Origin of the sequence: Polaribacter dokdonensis (genome assembly GCF_024362345.1) — a bacterium.
GTDB classification, from domain to species: Bacteria; Bacteroidota; Bacteroidia; order Flavobacteriales; family Flavobacteriaceae; genus Polaribacter; species Polaribacter dokdonensis.
In genome coordinates, this window is sequence record NZ_CP101505.1 from 145,706 (window position 1) to 164,987 (window position 19,282).

Sequence of the window (19,282 nt, forward strand, 5' to 3'; positions counted from 1 at the left end):
GCTTAATCCTCTTTCTTTTTAGGTTCACGTTTTGCGTCTTTTAAGGCCTGCATTAGCATCCATTCTATTTGCCCATTTGTAGAACGAAATTCATCTGCAGCCCATTTTTCTATGGCCTTTATCATATCTTCATTAACTCGCAAAGCGAAAGCTTTCTTTTTTGCCATTTTTTACTAATTCTTAATAAATATTGCAATTGTTTCAACTAATTCATTTGAAATTGCATAATCTGAATTCATGTAAGACTTTAAATTGTCTTCGTCTTTTTCAATTTGTTTTAAAAGATGATTCATATTTTTTATAATAACCAACTGTGCATCTGGTTTTGCCTCTTTTAATTTTTCTGCATCAGAAACTTGTACTTGAATGTCTTTGTCTCCATTAATAATTAAAGTAGGCAAGGTTACTTTTTTAATTTCTTCTATAGGGTCAAGTTTAATCCAAGAGTTTAAAAAAGGTTGATTTTGTGGGGCAAAAAGAGACATTAAATTAGGATCTACAGATTTAATAGATCCATTTTCTTTTAGTTCCTTAACATATTGTTCTGTTAACTTTCCAAAAGCAGGACTTTGAGCAGTAATTTGTCTAACCAAAGTTTTATCGATAGTTTCACCTGCACCTGCTATAGAAATGTATTTGTCTACATTTTCTAAAGCTAACATAGCAATTAATGATCCTTGACTATGACCAGCTAAAATTATTTCTGAAAAGCGTTTATCATCTTTAAATTTATTGATAACCTCTTTTAAGTCACTTACAAAGTCAGAAAAATAAATACCATCTTCCTGAATAAATTTGGCATTTTTTAGGTTGGCTGTTCTTTTGTCATAACTAAAAAAAGCAATTTCTTTTTTATTGATTTCATCTCGAAATTGTTTGATGTAGTTTGGAGTATTACCATTTCTATTTACACCTCCTGAACCATGAACCCAAATAATAAGAGGTTGATTTTCTAAAGAGTAGGTAAGTGTTCCTGGTAATTGTATAGCCATATTGTTAATGGTAATTTCTTCTGTTTTAACCTGCGAAAATGCAGAAGAAATACTGAAAATAACTAGCATAATAAATGATAAAATTCGAATCATAATATGTCTTTATTGATATAAGTTTTTAATACGTTTTTTGCTTCTTGTTCTTTTTGAGTTCCTATTAGAATTTTCTTTCCTTTTTTTAATTCTAATTGAATACCTATATCTCCAGAAACATTAATTGCAGTACCTTTAGATTTATTCCACAGAAAGCCACCTTTTAAACCCCAACCTCCATAGTCTCCTATAGGATCGTAAGTTTTTACATAGGCTTTTTCTATTTCTTGCCACGTAATTTTTTTCATCTTAAAATGAAAAGGGAAGAATTGATAATGAATACCAACTTCATCAATTCTAGTGCTGAGTTTAAAGAAAAATATTGGAACAATACTTACTAGTAAAATTCCGATTACTGATAAAAAGCCACCAACAGAAAAACCAGAATTTTCACTTAAAAACTCCCTAGTGGTTAAAACTAAGGGCACTATAAGACTAAAACCCATTAGAACTAGTAACCAAGTTTGCGTAAAACGTTGTTCTTCTTTAAAAACTTTCATTTATCTATTTTTATCCCTTTCAAAGACAACACTAGTCCAACCTTGAGAAATTTCTACAACTCTCCAACCTTCTCTAGCATGCTGATTTAAGATGTCTTCAAAATTCTGAAACCGATTTCTAAAACCAAGTTTTGGTTGTATTACTCTATATTCTTTCATTCTTTTTTATTTTATTTTCATTGAAAATTGTAAATGCAATTACAAAACCAACTATAACTCCAATCATAGATCCGTAAACTGAGCTCATGGTTACTTCTCCAATAACCGCGCCAATTGTAGTTCCTATAGAAGAGCCAAAAGCGACTCCAATAGCAACAGTAACAATTTGTTTATTATTCATTATTGGTATTTTGAGATTTACCCTTTTTAGAATCAAACATGATTCCAAAAATTAGCCCAAGAGATATTCCTATAGCAATGTTACCTAGTGCAACACCTAGAGCAGTGCCTATAGCAATACCAATTGCTATTCCTGTTCCTTTTTTGTAGTTGTTTTTATTCAAATTTATTGATTTAAAGTACCTGCATTAACAACTGGACTTGCTTCTTTATCACCACATAAAATAACTAATAAGTTACTAACCATAGCTGCTTTGCGTTCTTCATCTAACTCTACTATATCTTTTTTGTTTAACTCATCTAAAGCCATTTCTACCATTTCTACTGCACCTTGTACAATTTTATGTCTTGCAGCAACAATAGCAGTAGCTTGTTGTCTTTTTAACATAGCAGATGCAATTTCGTTTGCATAAGCTAAATAACCAATTCTAGCTTCTAAAACTTCTATACCAGCAATTGTCAAACGTTCATCAATTTCTTTTTCTAAAGCTTCTGATACTTCATTAACACTAGATCTTAAGGTAATGTCTTCATCATGACCTTCATCTGCAAAATTATCATAAGGATACATGCTAGCCAATTTACGAACAGCTGCATCTGTTTGCACTCGTACAAAGTTTTCGTAATTATCTACATCAAAAGCAGCTTTGTAAGTATCTGTAACTCTCCAAACTAAAATAGTAGAAATCATAATTGGGTTACCTAACTTGTCATTTACTTTTAAACGCTCACTATCAAAGTTACTAGCTCTCAAAGAAATTTTCTTTTTAGAGTAAAAAGGGTTTGCCCAGTATAAGCCATTAGCTTTTATAGTACCCACATATTTTCCGAAAAGTAATACTACTTTAGAAGTGTTTGGGTTTACAAGAATAAAACCAAACAATCCAAAAAAACTAATTACACTAACAATAATGTATAAAGGTTGTTCTTGTTTTATACCTAATACAATACTACCTATTAATAAGGTCAGTACTATTATTAACATTAAATACCCATTTGCTGGCTTAATTATTTTCTCTGCTGTCATGATTGATTTGTTTTTGATATTAAAATGATATCATAAAGATATGTAAAAATATTTATATTTTCCAAATTATTACGTGATTTATTTTTTATTTTAGCTAAAACTTAATCTTAAAGACAATACAATGAATTTCAAAATATTAGCTTTTATATCCTTGCTTTTTATAGCTCCAACTTCGAATGAAGACGTTTATTTTTGGGGTAAAAATGGGCATAGAGTTACTGGTAAAATCGCTGAGAAGCACTTAACTAGAAAAGCAAGAAAGAAAATAGATAAACTTTTAAAAGGACAGAGTTTGGCATTTGTTTCTACGTATGCGGATGAAATAAAGTCAGACAGAGCTTACAGGTCTTATTCTCCTTGGCATTATGTAAATATGGGTTTGAGTGAAACTTATGAAGAATCTTCTAAAAATCCTCAAGGAGATTTAGTTACGGGTATTGCAAAATGTATTTCTGTATTAAAAGATGATACCAGCTCTGTTGCTGATAAAAACTTTCATTTAAAGATGTTAGTTCATTTTATAGGCGATTTACATCAACCATTACATATTGGTCGTAAAGAAGATAAAGGTGGTAATGATGTGCAAGTACAATGGTTTGGTAGAGGAACTAATTTGCATAGTGTTTGGGATAGTAAAATGATTGATGATTATGATATGAGCTATACAGATCTTGCTGAAAATGCAGAAGAACTGTCTAAAAAACAAATTGAGTTTATAGAGCAGGGTTCTGTTGTAGATTGGGTAAATGAAGTGCATCAAATTACAGATGATGTCTATAAATCTGCAAATGTGGGTGAGAATTTAAGATACAGATATTCTTATGATCATTTTGCGACAGTAAGACAGCAATTACAAAAAGGGGGAATTCGTTTGGCAAAAGTATTAAACGATATTTTTGATTAATTCTTTGATTTTAAGAAGTTAAACATCTGTTAATCCATTAATTTGATAAGGATTTTAACTTTTAAAAACCTTAATTTTATCCTTTATGAAGAAAATTCTAATAATCTTACTGGTCTTTTTTGGTTTGTTGTCTTGCAAGAATAACACTTCAGAAAAGAAAAATGCTAAAGTCAACATATCAGAAAAGGTACAAGAGGTAACTAGTGTTAAGACCTATAATTATAATCAGTTAAAACCTTTATTGGAGAAAGATGATAACAAAACTTATGTTATTAATTTCTGGGCAACTTGGTGTGCACCTTGTGTAAAAGAATTGCCTTATTTTGAAAAAATTAATGAGGATTATAAGGATAAAAATGTAGAAGTAATTCTAGTGAGTTTAGATTTTCCTAAACAAGTTGATAAAAAATTAATTCCTTTTATAAATAAGAAGAACCTTCAATCTGAAGTGATTCTGCTGGATGATACCAATGAAAACGTTTGGATTAACGCAATTGATGAAAGTTGGAGTGGAGCTATACCAGCTACATTAATTTACAATAAAGAGAACAGAAAGTTTTACGAACAATCTTTTGATTACGAAGGCTTGGAGCGTGAATTAAAATCATTTATAAATCTATAAATTATGAAAACAATAAAGACAATTTTTGCATTAATGGCAATTACAATATTTGCCAGTGCTTTTACTTCTAAATCTACAGCTACATATAAGGTAGGCGATTCTATAGAAGATTTCTCATTAATGAATATTGATGATAAAATGGTTTCTTTAGCAGATTATACAAGTGCTAAAGGTTTTATAATCATTTTTACTTGTAATACATGCCCATATTCTGTGGCTAATGAAGATAGAATTATTGCTTTAAATAATAAATATGCAAGTAAAGGTTTTCCTGTAATTGCTATCAATCCTAATGATCCTGATGTTGTTCCTGATGATAGTTTTGCAGCAATGAAAGTGAGAGCTTCTAAGAAAGGGTTCAATTTTCCTTACTTGTTAGATAAAGGTCAGAAAGTATATCCAAAATTCGGAGCTACTAAAACTCCACATGTTTACATTGTAAGTAAGCCAGAAATGAAGGTAGAGTATATTGGAGCTATTGATGATAGTTCTAGGAATCCTGATGCAGTAAATGAAAAGTACGTAGAGAATGCAGTAGATGCATTATTGGTAGGTAAAAAAATAGATAAAACAACTACTAAAGCAATTGGTTGTTCTATTAAAACTAAATAATAAGATAGAAACATTTAATAAAAAAAATCCTTGGTAATTTTACCAAGGATTTTTTTGTTTATAGAATTCGTCTTTTTGTTACAAAGAATTCTGTTAAAGAGCCTTTAGCGTTTTTATATGGAATTATAGTAGTGTAAACTTGATGAGCATCTAATTTTAAAGTTCTTTTAGAAATATTTCCAGACCATGTTTCTCCTAAATTAAGGGTTTCCCAAATTTCGTCAAATTGCTCTGGATTAATCTCTAAGTTCAATTCAGAAAATAATTTATTCATTAAATCATTGTTTTTTATATTATCATTAAACTTAAACAAATCATTAGTGTACCTTATTTCTTTTTCAGCTTTAATTACAGAATTATTTATAGTAAAAGTATATTTCTTAAAAGAACCGTCTTTTGTTTTCTTTATTTTGCGCTCTAGGTTATAAGTTAAAATATAGGCATACATAGCAATTAAAATTAAGGTTGCTGTAAATGCACCAAAATCTGCATCTATTAAATCCATATAAATTCCAATAAACATCATGTTTATTAAAATAGCTGTAAAGAATAATGTTTTTGGTAGTAATTCAATTATACTTTTAGTTAGACCATATCTAGCTTTTACTACTTTTAAATAGAAAGAGCCATAATTGTACATTCCTAAGAAAATAGAAAAAACAAAGAATAAAACAGCAGTGTGTACAGCCATAGAACTAAATAAAGTAGTCTTTTCTTCTAATGGAATAGTTAATACATAGGATACTATTGCTAAAAGTGAGATGGAGAAAACAATAACATTACTAGCTCTGCCTACAAATTGAAAAGTTTTATTTGCAGTTCTAAAGCCCAAAAAACCTATACCTATAAATATGCTGCAAATGGCTGTTGCAGGCGACATCATACCACTATTTGATAAAGATATTGTATCTGCTACAAAAAGGTTATCTATACCAATGTCTGAGAATACAGAATATTCTAATAAAGTAATTGCACCAATTAAAATATGTAAAATTGAAAATACAATAAATACATATTTTAAAACCTTTTTGTTAGAAAATATAATTACTGTGTTTATACTCGCTAAGAAAAAAACCAAAGCAGTATTAAACTTCATGGTAGCTCCTCCAGGTAAAATACTTAACACTTGTAAATTACCAGTAAACCAGGAGACCATTACACCAATGCTTATAATTGAGGCTATACAAGCTAATACATATTGAAATCCTTTACTTGTGTACTCTTTGTGATCTCTAATTTCAGTTGTATGAATCATATCATTTGATTTTAAGTTAGTTGATTTTTCAGGGGGTTTTCTACTAATTTTAAACCTATGATTAATACTAAGTATTAATTATATATTTTATCGTACAAATCTTTATAAATATTTTTAATAATTTCTCTTTTCATTTTCATGGTTGGAGTTAAATGTCCTCCATCTATAGACCATTCATCAGAAGTAAGTTCAAATCTTTTAATACGTTCCCATTTACCAAAGTGATCATTACACTTATCAATTGTTCTTTGGTATTTGGCTATAACTTTTTCATTAGCAACAAGTTCTTCATTATTACTAAAAGCGATTCCTTTATTTTTAGCCCAATCTGAAAGGTATTCAAAATTTGGTTGAATTATAGCAGCTGGCATTTTTTCATTTTCACCAACAACCATTACTTGTTCTATAAGCATAGACTGTTTTAATTCACCTTCTAATAATGGTGGAATTACATATTTACCTCCAGAGGTTTTAAACATCTCTTTTGTTCTACCTGTAATTTTTAAATAACCTTCGTTATCTAATTCACCTTTGTCTCCAGTATGAAAATAACCATCTTTTAAAACTTCTGCAGTTTTATCTGGCTGTTTGTAGTAACCTTGCATAACATTTGGCCCTTTTACAAGGATTTCTCCATTCTCTGCAATTTTTACTTCAACTCTATTTATAACTTTACCAACAGTACCTACTTTAAAACCTCTTTCTCCTGCTTCTTCTACAAAGTTTACAGAAATTACAGGTGATGTTTCAGTTAAACCATAACCTTCCATAATTGGCATTTCTGCAGCTGCAAATATTCTAGTTAGCCTTGGTTGTAAAGCTGCACTACCAGAAACCATTAATTTTAATTCACCTCCTAAAGCAGCTTGCCATTTAGAAAATATTAATTTTCTGGCTAGTCCTAATTGTTTTTCATACCACCAGCCATTAGCTCCATAAGGTTCATATTTTAAACCTAAGTCAACAGCCCAGAAAAATAATTTTTTCTTTATACCAGTTAAATCCTCACCTTTAAGAATAATTTTGTCGTAAATTTTTTCATACAATCTTGGAACTGCAGTCATTACATTAGGTTTTATTTCCTGAGCATTTTCAGTTAATTTCTCTAAACTTTCTGCAAAATAAATTTCAGTACCACAAAGTTGGTATAAATATAAAATCATTCTTTCGAAAACATGACAAACAGGTAAAAAGCTTAATGCTTTGTCTTTTCCTTTTTCTAATGGTACTCTTTCTTCACTAGTAAGTACGTTAGATACAATATTGCTATGACTTAGCATAACACCTTTAGGTCTTCCTGTAGTTCCAGAAGTGTAAATTAAGGTTGCTAAATCTCCTGGTTTTACATCTTTTTTTCTGGCTTCTACTTCAGGTTGATTTTCTTGATCTTTACCCAATTCTAAAACTTCATTCCAGCTTTTTTCGCCTTTAATATCATCAAAAGTATATACTTCTTTAAGTTTAGTATTGCCTTTAATTTTATTTAATTTCTCGATAATTGTAACATCAGAAACAAAACAATAAGTAGCTTCTGAATGATTTAAAACATACTCATAATCTTCCTTTGAAATTGTAGGATAAATAGGCACTGTTTGTGCACCTAATTGTAATACACCTATGTCACAAACATTCCATTCTGTTCTGTTTGTGGTAGAAATAATGGCTATTTTTTCATTTGGGTTAATCCCTAATTTTAATAAACCTCTACTAAATTGATTTGCTTTGTTTATATATTCTTGGGTGGAAAGAGACTCCCATTTACCATCGTATTTTGTATTTAATGCTTTCTTAAGATTGTACTTTTCTAGCTGAAAATAAGGAAAATCAAAAATCCTCGAAATTTCTGTTGGCATATATTCTATTTTGTATAACGTAAATCTAATGAAATATCCTTGATTTTACAAATAGTTATTTATTAGTGGCTCAAAATTATTAATTGTATATTTTTTCATAGAGGTTATTGTATTTATCGCGAATATTATTCCTTTTAATCTTCAAGGTTGGTGTTAATAATCCATCATCTATTGTCCATTCATCAGGTGTTAACTCAAACCTTTTAATTTTTTCCCATTTTCCAAATTTATTATTGTAAAAATCGATCTCTTTTTGAATTCTTGCTGTCACTTTTTCATTAGAATGAAATTCATCAATTTTATACTGATGACGATTTGCCCATTCTTTAAGAAATTCAAAGTTTAGTTGAATAATAGCTGCTGGCATTTTTTGATTCTCGCCAACTACCATAATCTGTTCTATAAATCTAGATTGTTTAAACTCACTTTCTAAAACTGCTGGAGCAATATATTTACCTCCAGAGGTTTTAAACATTTCTTTTTTTCTACCTGTGATAGATAAAAAACCATTTTTATCAATCTCTCCAATATCTCCTGTATGTAAATAGTTTTTAATAATGGTTTTGTCTGTGAGTTCTTTATTTTTAAAGTAACCTAACATAATATGATCACCCTTCATTAAAATTTCTCCATCATTCGCAATTTTAATTGCTATGCCCTCTAAAGGTTTACCAACGGAACCAATTTTTAATCCATTGTTTCGCTCATCGTTTAAAGTTCCTGCTGGAGATGATTCTGTCATTCCATACCCTTCATAAATAGGTATACCTGCAGCTGTAAAAACTCGAATTAATTTTGGTTGTAGAGGTGCACTTCCAGAAATCATAAACTGTAAATTATTACCTAGAGCTTCTTTCCATTTCTTAAAAATTAATTTTCGAGCAATAGATAGTTTAAAATTGTAAAAAGAGCCATTTAAATTATAAGGTTCATAATTTTCACCTAGTTCTAAAGCCCAAAAGAATAATCGTTTTTTTAAACCAGAAAGATTGCTGCCTTTATCAACAATTTTATCATAAATCTTTTCTAAAAGTCTAGGAACTACTGCTAAATAATCTGGTTTTACGTCTTTTATAGTTTCGCCAATTTGTTCTATGTTTTCTGCAAAATAAACTTGAACACTCATGTATAAATTGTAGTAAAAAGCAGATCTTTCAAAAATATGGCAAATAGGTAAGTAGCTAATAATTTTATTATTACCTCTTTGTAAATTAAGTCTTTTGGTAATTGCAAAAACTGTAAAAACGATATTTTTATGAGTTAACATTACACCTTTTGGAGTACCTGTGGTGCCAGAAGTATAAATTATAGTTGCTAAATCTTCTGGTTTTATTTTAGCTTTTAGTGCTTCGATTTTATTGGAATTATCTGTTTTTTTACCTAAGGATAAAAAGGAATTCCAATCGTAATCAGTATTTAATTCTTCTAAAGAAAAAACATTTTTAAGTTGAGTTTTATTTAAGACTGTTTTTACTTTCTTATATAATTCTTGACTGGAAACAAAACAATATTTTGAGTCTGAGTGATTAAGAATATAGGCATAATCATTTTCAGAAAGTGTTGCATACAAAGGAACATTTTGGGCACCTATTTGCAAAATACCAATGTCTAAAATATGCCAATTAGGATTATTGTTTTCGGTAATTACAGCAATTTTATCATTAGGTTTTATACCTAGAGAAAGTAAAGAACTACTTACTTCGTTTGCTTTTTGAGTAAATGTTTTTGTAGAAATAGAATTCCAATTGCCATTATTTTTAAAATTTAGGCAATTTTCTAAAGGTTCATTTTCTAGTTGATAATAGGCAAAGTCGAAAATACGAGTAATAGCATCAGGCATTTTAAAAAAATTTCCTGACAAGTTACTAAATTACTAAGAAATCTAAGATTCCTCCATTGAATGATATACAGAGTTTACATCATCATCTTCCTCTAATTTTTCTAAAAGCTTTTCTACATCTGCTTTTTGATCGTCATTTAGTTTTACTGTAGTTGTTGGAATTCTCTCAAATCCAGATGATAAAATTTCGATATTATTGTCTTCAAAATAACTTTGTAATGCACCAAATTGTTCAAAAGGAGCGTAAATTATCACACCTTCTTCATCATCAAAAACCTCTTCAACTTCAAAGTCAATTAATTCAAGTTCAAGTTCTTCCATGTCAATAGAAATATCTTCTTTCTTGATTGTGAAGTTACAAGTATGATCGAACATAAACGATACAGAACCTGAAGTTCCTAGATTTCCATCACATTTATTAAATGCAGCTCTTACGTTAGCTACAGTTCTATTATTGTTATCTGTGGCAGTTTCAATAAGTACAGCAATTCCATGTGGAGCATAGCCTTCAAACAAAACTTCTTTATAATCTGCAGTATCTTTATCAGAAGCTTTTTTTATAGCACGTTCTACATTGTCTTTAGGCATGTTTGCTGCCTTTGCATTTTGAATAACTGCTCTTAATCTTGAGTTAGTATCTGGATTAGGACCTGCCTCTTTTACAGCCATAACAATGTCTTTACCAATTCTGGTAAATGTTTTAGCCATTGCTGACCAACGTTTCATTTTACGTGCTTTCCTAAACTCAAATGCTCTACCCATTTCTGTTGATTTTTTTAATGCTCACAAATGTAAAAATTAGCAAGGTGATTTGCAATTTTTTAATTGATGGATTTATACTAGATTTTTATAAATATGATTGACTTTTTTTTATGATTTTCATTAAGTACTATTTATATTTCTTGAAGTAAATTATAGGTTTGTTTAGCAATTTCAATTTCTTCATTAGTTGGTATTACTAGTATTTTTGCTTTAGATTGTTCAGTTTGAATTTCTCTAATTCCTTTTTCTCTTTTTGAGTTTTTTTCTTCATCTAACTCAATGCCAAAAAAAGACAGGTTTTTACAAGCTAAGGCTCTCATTAAAGCTGAATTCTCACCAATTCCAGCAGTAAAAATAATAGCATCTAAACCATTTAATACAGCAGCATAATTACCAATATATTTTCTAATTCTATAGCCAGCTAAATCTAAAGCATTTTTACAATCTACACTGCCATTTTCTGCTTGTTCAGAGATTTCTCTTAAATCTGAATAGCCAGTAAGACCTAACATTCCAGATTCTTTATTTAGTAAACTAGCAACTTCATCAGGAGTTTTGTTTAGTTTTTTCATCAAATAAAAAATAACAGATTGATCTATATCTCCAGAACGAGTTCCCATAATTAAGCCATTCATTGGGCCAAAACCTAATGAATTTTCGATGCTTTTACCATCTTTAATTGCAGACATACTGCAGCCATTTCCTAAATGTATGGTAATAATATTTTTAGCATTTTTAATGCCTAAATATGCTCTTGCTTTTTCAGAAACATATTTATGACTTGTACCATGAAACCCATAAGCTCTAATATTATAATTTTCTAAAAATTCATTTTTTATGGCATATTGATACGCTTCTTTAGGCATGGTTTGATGAAAAGCTGTATCAAAAATGGCAATTTGTTTTGCAGAAGTAAAAATAGTTTCAGCTATTTCTATACCTGTTAAATTTGCAGGATTGTGCAAAGGAGCTAAACTGAATAATTCACGGATATTATCTTTAACTTCTTTATTTACAATGGTGGTTTTGTTAAACTTATTTCCTCCATGAACGACTCTATGACCAACAGCTTCAATTTCTTCTACATTATTGATTACTCCAATTTTAGAATCTAATAAAGTAGCTGCTATTTTTTTTAACCCTGTTTCATGGTTTAAAATAGGTAATGTTTCAGATTGTTTTTGGTTTTCTATTTCATGAGTAAAAATAGCATCTTCCATACCAATTCTTTCCACTAAACCAACACATTTAACCTCTTCAGATGGCATATCTATAACTTGATATTTTAAAGAAGAAGAACCAGCATTTAAAACTAATATTTTCATAATTATCCTTGTTCTGCTTGAATTGCTGTTAATAAAACTGTATTAAAAATATCATCTACTGTACAGCCTCTACTTAAGTCATTTACTGGTTTATTAAGTCCTTGTAACATCGGGCCAATAGCTAGTGCTCCAGTTTCTCTTTGAATTGCTTTATAAGTATTATTACCTGTATTTAAATCAGGAAAAATTAATACTGAGGCTTGACCAGCAACATCTGAATTTGGCATTTTAGTTTTAGCTACAGACATGTCTACAGCTGCATCATATTGTATAGGGCCTTCTATTTTTAAGCTTGGTTGTTTTTCTTTTACAATTTCTGTAGCTTTTCTTACCTTTTCTACTTCTTCGCCTTTACCTGAACTTCCTGAAGAGTAAGACAACATTGCCACTTTTGCTTCAATACCAAAAGCTTCTGCAGATTGTGCAGATGAAATTGCAATTTCAGCCAATTGTTCTGCATTAGGATTTGGGTTTACAGCACAATCACCCATAACAGAAACTCTATCTGATAAACACATAAAGAATACAGAAGAAACCACGGAAACTCCAGGTTTTGTTTTTATGATTTGTAGTGCAGGTTTTATGGTATGCATAGTTGTGTGTACAGCTCCAGAAACCATACCATCTGCTAAACCATTTAAAATCATTAATGTGCCATAATAAGATACATCTGTTGTTAAATCTTGAGCAGTTGTTTCTGTCATTCCTTTATGTTTTCTTGCTTCATAAAGGGTTTTTCCAAAGGCTATATTATGAATAGAATCTTCTGGATTTAATACATTAATTTTTTCTAAATCAATTTGAATTCCTAATTGATTGCACTTAGCCTGAATTTCTCTTTTATCACCTAATAAAGTTAAATCAACAATATTTAAAAGTTGTAATCTTGCTGCAGCTCTAATAATTCGTTCATCATTTCCTTCTGGCAATACAATGTGTTTTTTGTGTGCTCTTGCTCTTTGAAGTAAGTTGTATTGAAACATACTTGGGGTTAACTTGTCTGAATTAAAATTAGACAATGTATTTGTTAATCCTGTTGCGTTTACATGCGCATCAAAAGTATCTAAAGCTAATAATATTTTTTTGCTGTTGGTTGCGTAAATTTTTGGTTTTACAGCACCAATTTTGTTTGATATTCCAAAAGTACCACCCTCAACAGAAATAATTGGAATGGTAGATTGCACACCTTCAATCAATTTTATAATAGAATCTTCAGGAATTAAACCTCCTGTTAAAATAATTCCAGATATGTTTGGATAATTACTAGACGAATTTGCTTGTAAAGCTCCTAAAATAATGTCTGCTCTATCTCCAGGAGTAATTACAAGTGCATTGTTTTTAATGTGTGTTAAGTAATTTCTAAGTTGCATAGCACCTGTACTGAAACTACCAATTGCGTTGTCTAAAAACTGTTCTCCAAATAAAATTTTACCATTTAACTCTTCTACAACTTCTTTAACTGTAGGATAGGCTAAAAAGTTAACGTTAGGAATTACATCTATTTGAATATCTCCAGCAATTGATTTTGCCAATTGTTCCTTAACATAATCAATTTCATCTGTTTCTGTTTTGTTTGCTATTAAACCAATTACATCTACTTCTTTTTGAATAAAAGAATTGTAGGTTAATTGCATGGTGTTTATAAAGTCTTTTTTCTTTTTTCCATTTCCTGCACCTACAATTAATACAGGTATACCTAAGTTTTTGGCAACCATTAAGTTCACGTCAATTTCAGTAAAACCACCTTCTCCAGAAAAATCGGTACCTTCAACTAAGACATAATCAAATCGTTGTTCTAGTTTTTTGTACTTCTCAATAATTTTATGAATTATTTCATCTTCTTTTCCTTCACTTAATAGCTCTACAACTTCATTTTGTTCATAAACATGACAATCATTATAATCTAAATCTAGATTAAAAAAGTTGATGGCTGTATTTGTGTGATTATCAAAACTATCAGTTTTACTTTTGTTGATGATTGGTCTAAAGTAGCCGACTTTTGTAGATTTGGTAAGCATCATTCTTAAAACACCAAGTGATATAAGAGACTTTCCACTATTGGGTTCTATAGTTGTAACGTAAATTGCTTTACTCATTTTGTGTGGTTTATGATACAAAAATAAAGCAAAAAAAAATGACTAATTCTGATATTAGTCATTTATTATCTATAAAAATATAGTTGTTATTGATTAGACTTGTAAAACACCCATATTAAATTTTTTCTCAATAGGAGCATGGTTTGCAGCTTCAATACCCATAGAAATCCAAGTTCTGGTATCTAAAGGATTTATTACAGCATCTGTCCAAATTCTTGCAGCAGCATAATAAGGAGAAATCTGCTTGTCATATCTTGATTTTATTTCTTTATATAACTCTGCTTCTTTTTCTGGTGTAATTTCTTCACCTTTCTTTTTAAGTGATGCTGTTTCTATTTGTAATAAAACTTTTGCAGCAGAATTACCACTCATAACCGCTAATTCAGCACTTGGCCAAGCTACAATTAAATTTGGGTCGTAAGCTTTACCACACATAGCGTAATTTCCTGCACCATATGAATTACCAATAACGATAGTAAATTTAGGTACTACAGAGTTACTAACTGCATTTACCATTTTTGCACCATCTTTAATAATTCCTCCATGTTCAGATTTAGAACCTACCATAAAACCAGTAACATCTTGTAGAAATACCAGTGGTATTTTTTTCTGATTACAGTTGGCTATAAAACGTGTGGCTTTATCAGCTGAATCATTATAAATTACACCACCAAATTGCATTTCTGTAGGCTTGGTTTTAGATGAGGTTGTTTTAACCAATTTTCTTTGATTTGCTACTATACCAACAGCCCAACCATCAATTCTTGCATAACCTGTTAAAATGGTTTGTCCATAACCTTCTTTGTATTGTTCAAATTCAGATTTATCTACCAAACGCTTTATGATTTCTAACATATCATATTGCGCATTTCTTTCTTTTGGTAGAATTCCAAAAATATCATCTTGATTTTCTTTAGGCTCAAAAGATTCTGTTTTACTAAAACCTGCTTTATCAAAATCGCCTATTTTATCAACTATAAATTTTATTTTATCTAAAGCGTCTTTATCATCTTTGGCTTTGTAGTCTGTAACTCCAGAAATTTCACAATGTGTAGTTGCTCCACCTAAAGTTTCGTTGTCAATACTTTCTCCAATAGCAGCTTTTACTAAATAACTTCCTGCTAAAAATATACTAGCAGTTTTGTCTACAATTAAGGCTTCATCACTCATAATAGGTAGGTATGCACCACCTGCAACACAGCTACCCATGACTGCAGAAATTTGAGTAATACCCATTGAACTCATTACAGCATTATTTCTAAAAATACGACCAAAATGTTCTTTGTCTGGAAAAATTTCATCTTGCATTGGTAAATAAACTCCTGCAGAATCTACTAAGTAAATAATTGGTAATTTATTTTCTATTGATATTTCTTGAGCTCTTAAATTCTTCTTTCCTGTAATAGGGAACCATGCACCAGCTTTAACAGTAGCGTCATTTGCAACAACAATACATTGCTTTCCTTTAATATAGCCAATTTTTACAATAACACCTCCTGAAGGGCATCCTCCATGTTCTTCATACATATCATCACCTGCAAAAGCGCCTATCTCAATCGATTTAGTATTATTGTCTAATAAATAATCTACTCGTTCACGAGCAGTCATTTTACCCTTGGCATGAAGTTTATCTATTCTTTTCTGACCACCACCTAGTTTTACGTGGGCAAAACGTTTTTTTAAATCTGAAACTAAAAGTTTATTGTAATCTTCGTTTTTATTGAAGTTAATATCCATAAATTTCTTAAATTTTATCTTGCTAAATTAATAATTTTTAACTGTAAGATTTTATAATTTCATCAACAGTTTTTGCAATTTCTTCATACTTTTCCTTTTTAAGTAATCTGCTAGGTGATGCAACTCGATCTTCGCAATTTTTAACAGAACAAGTTTCGCAAGTAACTCCAACAGTTTGCTTCGGAAAAGTAGTATCATTTAAAAAATTAATTTTCTTTTTTAACTGAGGAGTTAATAACAATCCAAGACTAACACTTCTACTTATATTCTTTTTGAAAGGATCTTGTGCTGCAGATGATAGTACTAAATATTCATTTTTTTGATTGACGTAAGATGATATTTGGACACCAAAAGTAGATCTATCTTTATTAGAGTTTTCTAATGCTTTAATGGTTTTAATAGATGCCCATCTTCTGCAATAGTGTTCGTTATTTCTATTAGCATGTGGCGTTTGTTGCTGTGTAATGTGTAGTTCTTTGTTTAATCTGTATTCAGCTGAATTCTCTAAATGTGTAAAACGTAAAAAGAACAGGTTTTTAATATTAAAATATTTAGGAAGAATATTTGTTAAACGCTGATAAAACGTTTCTTGAGAACAATTAAAACCTTTTATAATTTGATGAAGCTTTAAAGAGTTCCATTCCTCTAATTCAAAAAAGTTAGATAACTTTTCAGTCAAGTTTTTTCTTGGAATAATTAGAGCTCCAGCAAAATAAGAAGCAATAAAATTATTTAGAACCTGATCAAAATTCTCAAAATTTATCCATGGAAAAGTATATAAACGTTGATCAATTTTTAAAAAATTGTAGGCTAACTCTTTTGCGTAAATAAACGTTTTTTGCTCTTCAGATATTTTTGGATCAATAAAAAGTAATTTCTTGGTTGGAATGTAAATGTTACGTAATCCTTCTAAATGCTTATGTTTTGTTAACTCGTTAGTGTTTATTTTATAGTTAAATTCCTCTATTAATATTTCTTCTAAATCTTCAGATTTTATTCTTTTTGATAAATTTATATGATAGGATTTTGCAAACTTTTCCACATCATTTTCAATATCTTCAAAATAGTTATTGTGCGCTTCTTGATAAGAGCGCAAAGACGCTAAGAAGAAACTTTCTCTAGTTAAGTTGTAGTTTTGAGCTATCTTAATAACAGTACTAATAAAGGCATTCACTTTTGCAGGAGCATTTGCAATAATATCTATTAAATTATTCTCTTTAATGCCAAAAAGTTCAAGAGGAATTTCTTTTAAGATTTTAGACTGCAGAATTTCTCCAATTGGAGCTAAGTTCTTATCGAGTTTTAGAGATACTAAGTTGTCATAAGAAACTTCAAGACTCTCAGATAATAATAGAATTTTATCGGTCTTTGGATATTTCTTTCCTTTTTCTATTTCATTCAAATAAGATTTTGATAAGCCAGATAGTTTTGCTAAACCAAATAGTGATAAGTTTTTCTCTGTTCTTATTTGTTTGAGTTTAAGTCCAAAAATTAATCGAATGTATTCATCTTCTATTGTCATAAATCAAATATATATAAAATTAGCGAAACCAATAAAAATAAAATTATTTTATAAAATAGCGAACGTTCGCTTGTGGAGTTCAAAATAAATTTATATCATTGCATAGTAAGATTAAAATAAATAGTTATGTATGAACAAGTAATTTCTAGAGCAATCGATTTTGAAGGTTTTGAAAAAGAAGCCTACAAATCAATTTTAACACCAGAAGCACAAACTTTTTTAATTAAACTTCATGCTAAGTTTAATCAGCAAAGATTAAACTTATTAGAAGCAAGAGAAATTGAACAGGCTTATTTTGATGCTGGTAATTATCCAACTTTTCCAAAAGAAACAGAAACCATTAGAAACTCTAATTGGCTTTGTGCTCCTTTACCTGAAGATTTATTAGATAGACGTGTAGAAATTACAGGACCTGTAGATCGTAAAATGGTAATTAATGCATTGAATTCTGGAGCTAAAACCTTTATGGCAGATTTTGAAGATAGTAATTCTCCAAGTATCGAAAATAATTTGAATGGGCAGCTAAACTTAAGGGATGCAAACTTGGGTACAATTAGTTTCTATAACGTACAAAAGAACAAAAGCTATCAAATAAATGATGAAACTGCAACTTTATTAGTTAGGCCTAGAGGATTGCACTTAAATGAAAAACATTTTAAAATTGAAGGTATACCAATGTCTGGTTCTTTAGTAGATTTTGGATTGTACTTCTTTCATAATATTAAAACTCTAATTGAAAAAGGCTCAGCAACCTATTTCTATTTACCAAAATTAGAACACTATTTAGAAGCTCGTTTTTGGAATGATGTTTTTGCATTTGCTCAGAATGAATTGGGTATACCTCAAAAAACGATTAAAGCAACTGTTTTAGTAGAAACAATTACTGCAAGTTTTCAGTTAGATGAAATAATTTACGAATTACGAAATCATATGGCTGGATTAAATTGTGGTAGATGGGATTACATTTTTTCTTACATCAAAAAATTTAGAAATCATTCTAATTTTATGGTGCCTAATAGAGATCAGGTAACTATGAGTACTCCATTTATGAAGGCTTATTCTTTAAGAGTTATTCAAAGATGTCATAAAAGAGGGGTGCATGCAATGGGTGGAATGGCTGCACAAATCCCGATTAAAAATGACGAAATGGCTAATCAAGCTGCATTTAAAAAAGTCATAAATGATAAAGAGCAAGAAGTTAAAAATGGTCATGATGGAACTTGGGTTGCTCATCCTGGTTTAGTTAGTGTAGCATTGGCTGTTTTTAATGAAAATATGCCAACTAAAAATCAAATTCATGTAAAAAGGAATGATTTAAACATCACAGAAGCTAATCTTGTAGAGTTGCCAATAGGGACAATTACTGAAGAAGGAATTCGTAAAAATATTAATGTTGGAATTTTATATGTAGAAAGTTGGCTTAGAGGAAATGGGGCTGCTGCTATTTATAATTTAATGGAAGATGCTGCAACTGCTGAGATTTCTAGAACTCAAGTATGGCTTTGGTTACATAATAATATTAAGATTAATAATGATGAAACTTTTGATGTAGCTATGTATCAAAAACTAAAAAATGAAGAAATAGAAAAGATTAAAAATTTAGTGGGTGAGACTTCTTTTAAAGAAGGAAGATTTCCTTTAGCAATAGAATTGTTTGATGATTTAGTGCTATCTAAAGATTACAAAGAATTCTTAACCTTAGAAGCTTATAATTATATATAAAAAAATGTCTCGTAACTACTGCAATAGATTACGAGACGTAATTACTAAAATCACAAAAACCTTAATAATCAAAAAACAAAA

Annotated in this window: 19 protein-coding genes; 4 read left to right on the plus strand and 15 right to left on the minus strand. The window is 29.8% G+C overall.

Features of this window, described 5'->3' with window-relative positions; genetic code table 11:
- Nucleotides 1-2: 2 nt before the first annotated feature.
- Genes LPB302_RS00575 through LPB302_RS00605 form a run of 7 tightly spaced genes read right to left on the minus strand, consistent with a single transcriptional unit; the run spans nucleotide 3 to nucleotide 2,951 of the window.
- Nucleotides 3-167 (minus strand): type II toxin-antitoxin system antitoxin, encoded by a 165-nt coding sequence (locus LPB302_RS00575; protein WP_074613548.1) that lies wholly within the window; start codon nucleotides 165-167, stop codon nucleotides 3-5.
- Nucleotides 168-173: 6 nt separating this feature from the next.
- A complete protein-coding gene (locus LPB302_RS00580) occupies nucleotides 174-1,085 on the minus strand; it encodes an alpha/beta hydrolase (RefSeq protein ID WP_053974413.1) in 912 nt (303 codons plus the stop codon).
- On the minus strand, nucleotides 1,082-1,585 hold the full coding sequence (locus LPB302_RS00585) for a hypothetical protein (RefSeq protein WP_176966488.1): 504 nt from the start codon (nucleotides 1,583-1,585) through the stop codon (nucleotides 1,082-1,084). The genes LPB302_RS00580 and LPB302_RS00585 overlap by 4 nt, the downstream gene beginning before the upstream one ends.
- The gene (locus LPB302_RS00590; RefSeq protein ID WP_074613549.1) at nucleotides 1,586-1,744 is read right to left on the minus strand and encodes a DUF4177 domain-containing protein; all 159 of its coding nucleotides are present in this window, start codon (nucleotides 1,742-1,744) and stop codon (nucleotides 1,586-1,588) included.
- The gene (locus tag LPB302_RS00595; protein WP_053974414.1) at nucleotides 1,731-1,925 is read right to left on the minus strand and encodes a hypothetical protein; all 195 of its coding nucleotides are present in this window, start codon (nucleotides 1,923-1,925) and stop codon (nucleotides 1,731-1,733) included. The genes LPB302_RS00590 and LPB302_RS00595 overlap by 14 nt, the downstream gene beginning before the upstream one ends.
- The gene (locus tag LPB302_RS00600; RefSeq protein WP_176966489.1) at nucleotides 1,918-2,088 is read right to left on the minus strand and encodes a glycine zipper domain-containing protein; all 171 of its coding nucleotides are present in this window, start codon (nucleotides 2,086-2,088) and stop codon (nucleotides 1,918-1,920) included. Before LPB302_RS00600 ends, LPB302_RS00595 begins: the two co-directional genes overlap by 8 nt.
- A gap of 2 nt (nucleotides 2,089-2,090) precedes the next feature.
- Nucleotides 2,091-2,951: an SPFH domain-containing protein gene (locus tag LPB302_RS00605; RefSeq protein WP_053974415.1), complete on the minus strand. Its 861-nt coding sequence runs from the start codon at nucleotides 2,949-2,951 to the stop codon at nucleotides 2,091-2,093.
- Between the two features lie 121 nt (nucleotides 2,952-3,072).
- Here LPB302_RS00605 and LPB302_RS00610 point away from each other — a divergent pair, with 121 nt between their 5' ends.
- From LPB302_RS00610 to LPB302_RS00620, 3 genes are all read left to right on the plus strand, one after another.
- Entirely contained in the window at nucleotides 3,073-3,855 is a 783-nt protein-coding gene (locus tag LPB302_RS00610) for a S1/P1 nuclease (protein WP_053974416.1), read from the plus strand.
- A gap of 85 nt (nucleotides 3,856-3,940) precedes the next feature.
- Nucleotides 3,941-4,477 carry a TlpA disulfide reductase family protein gene (locus tag LPB302_RS00615; RefSeq protein WP_053974417.1) on the plus strand — a complete coding sequence of 179 codons (537 nt, stop codon included), beginning with the start codon at nucleotides 3,941-3,943 and terminating at the stop codon, nucleotides 4,475-4,477.
- A gap of 3 nt (nucleotides 4,478-4,480) precedes the next feature.
- On the plus strand, nucleotides 4,481-5,089 hold the full coding sequence (locus tag LPB302_RS00620) for a thioredoxin family protein (protein ID WP_053974418.1): 609 nt from the start codon (nucleotides 4,481-4,483) through the stop codon (nucleotides 5,087-5,089).
- A 58-nt stretch (nucleotides 5,090-5,147) separates the two neighbouring features.
- Here LPB302_RS00620 and LPB302_RS00625 read toward each other — a convergent pair whose 3' ends face one another.
- The 8 genes from LPB302_RS00625 to LPB302_RS00660 form a co-directional block, all read right to left on the minus strand.
- Nucleotides 5,148-6,344, minus strand: a complete 1,197-nt coding sequence (locus LPB302_RS00625; RefSeq protein ID WP_053974419.1) for a hypothetical protein — start codon at nucleotides 6,342-6,344, stop codon at nucleotides 5,148-5,150.
- Nucleotides 6,345-6,418: 74 nt separating this feature from the next.
- Nucleotides 6,419-8,197: an AMP-dependent synthetase/ligase gene (locus LPB302_RS00630; RefSeq protein ID WP_053974420.1), complete on the minus strand. Its 1,779-nt coding sequence runs from the start codon at nucleotides 8,195-8,197 to the stop codon at nucleotides 6,419-6,421.
- A 79-nt stretch (nucleotides 8,198-8,276) separates the two neighbouring features.
- Nucleotides 8,277-10,037: an AMP-dependent synthetase/ligase gene (locus LPB302_RS00635; protein WP_053974421.1), complete on the minus strand. Its 1,761-nt coding sequence runs from the start codon at nucleotides 10,035-10,037 to the stop codon at nucleotides 8,277-8,279.
- A 42-nt stretch (nucleotides 10,038-10,079) separates the two neighbouring features.
- Nucleotides 10,080-10,799, minus strand: coding sequence for a YebC/PmpR family DNA-binding transcriptional regulator (locus LPB302_RS00640; protein ID WP_053974422.1), 720 nt, complete (start codon nucleotides 10,797-10,799; stop codon nucleotides 10,080-10,082).
- 131 nt (nucleotides 10,800-10,930) lie between these two features.
- On the minus strand, nucleotides 10,931-12,124 hold the full coding sequence (locus LPB302_RS00645; RefSeq protein WP_053974423.1) for an acetate/propionate family kinase: 1,194 nt from the start codon (nucleotides 12,122-12,124) through the stop codon (nucleotides 10,931-10,933).
- Nucleotides 12,125-12,126: 2 nt separating this feature from the next.
- The gene (gene pta / locus LPB302_RS00650; RefSeq protein WP_053974424.1) at nucleotides 12,127-14,220 is read right to left on the minus strand and encodes a phosphate acetyltransferase; all 2,094 of its coding nucleotides are present in this window, start codon (nucleotides 14,218-14,220) and stop codon (nucleotides 12,127-12,129) included.
- 93 nt (nucleotides 14,221-14,313) lie between these two features.
- Nucleotides 14,314-15,957, minus strand: coding sequence for an acyl-CoA carboxylase subunit beta (locus LPB302_RS00655; RefSeq protein WP_053974425.1), 1,644 nt, complete (start codon nucleotides 15,955-15,957; stop codon nucleotides 14,314-14,316).
- 37 nt (nucleotides 15,958-15,994) lie between these two features.
- Nucleotides 15,995-17,479 (minus strand): helix-turn-helix domain-containing protein, encoded by a 1,485-nt coding sequence (locus LPB302_RS00660; protein WP_053974426.1) that lies wholly within the window; start codon nucleotides 17,477-17,479, stop codon nucleotides 15,995-15,997.
- Nucleotides 17,480-17,605: 126 nt separating this feature from the next.
- Between LPB302_RS00660 and aceB the strand changes: the two genes are divergently transcribed.
- A complete protein-coding gene (aceB, locus tag LPB302_RS00665; RefSeq protein WP_053974427.1) occupies nucleotides 17,606-19,201 on the plus strand; it encodes a malate synthase A in 1,596 nt (531 codons plus the stop codon).
- Nucleotides 19,202-19,282: the final 81 nt, after the last annotated feature.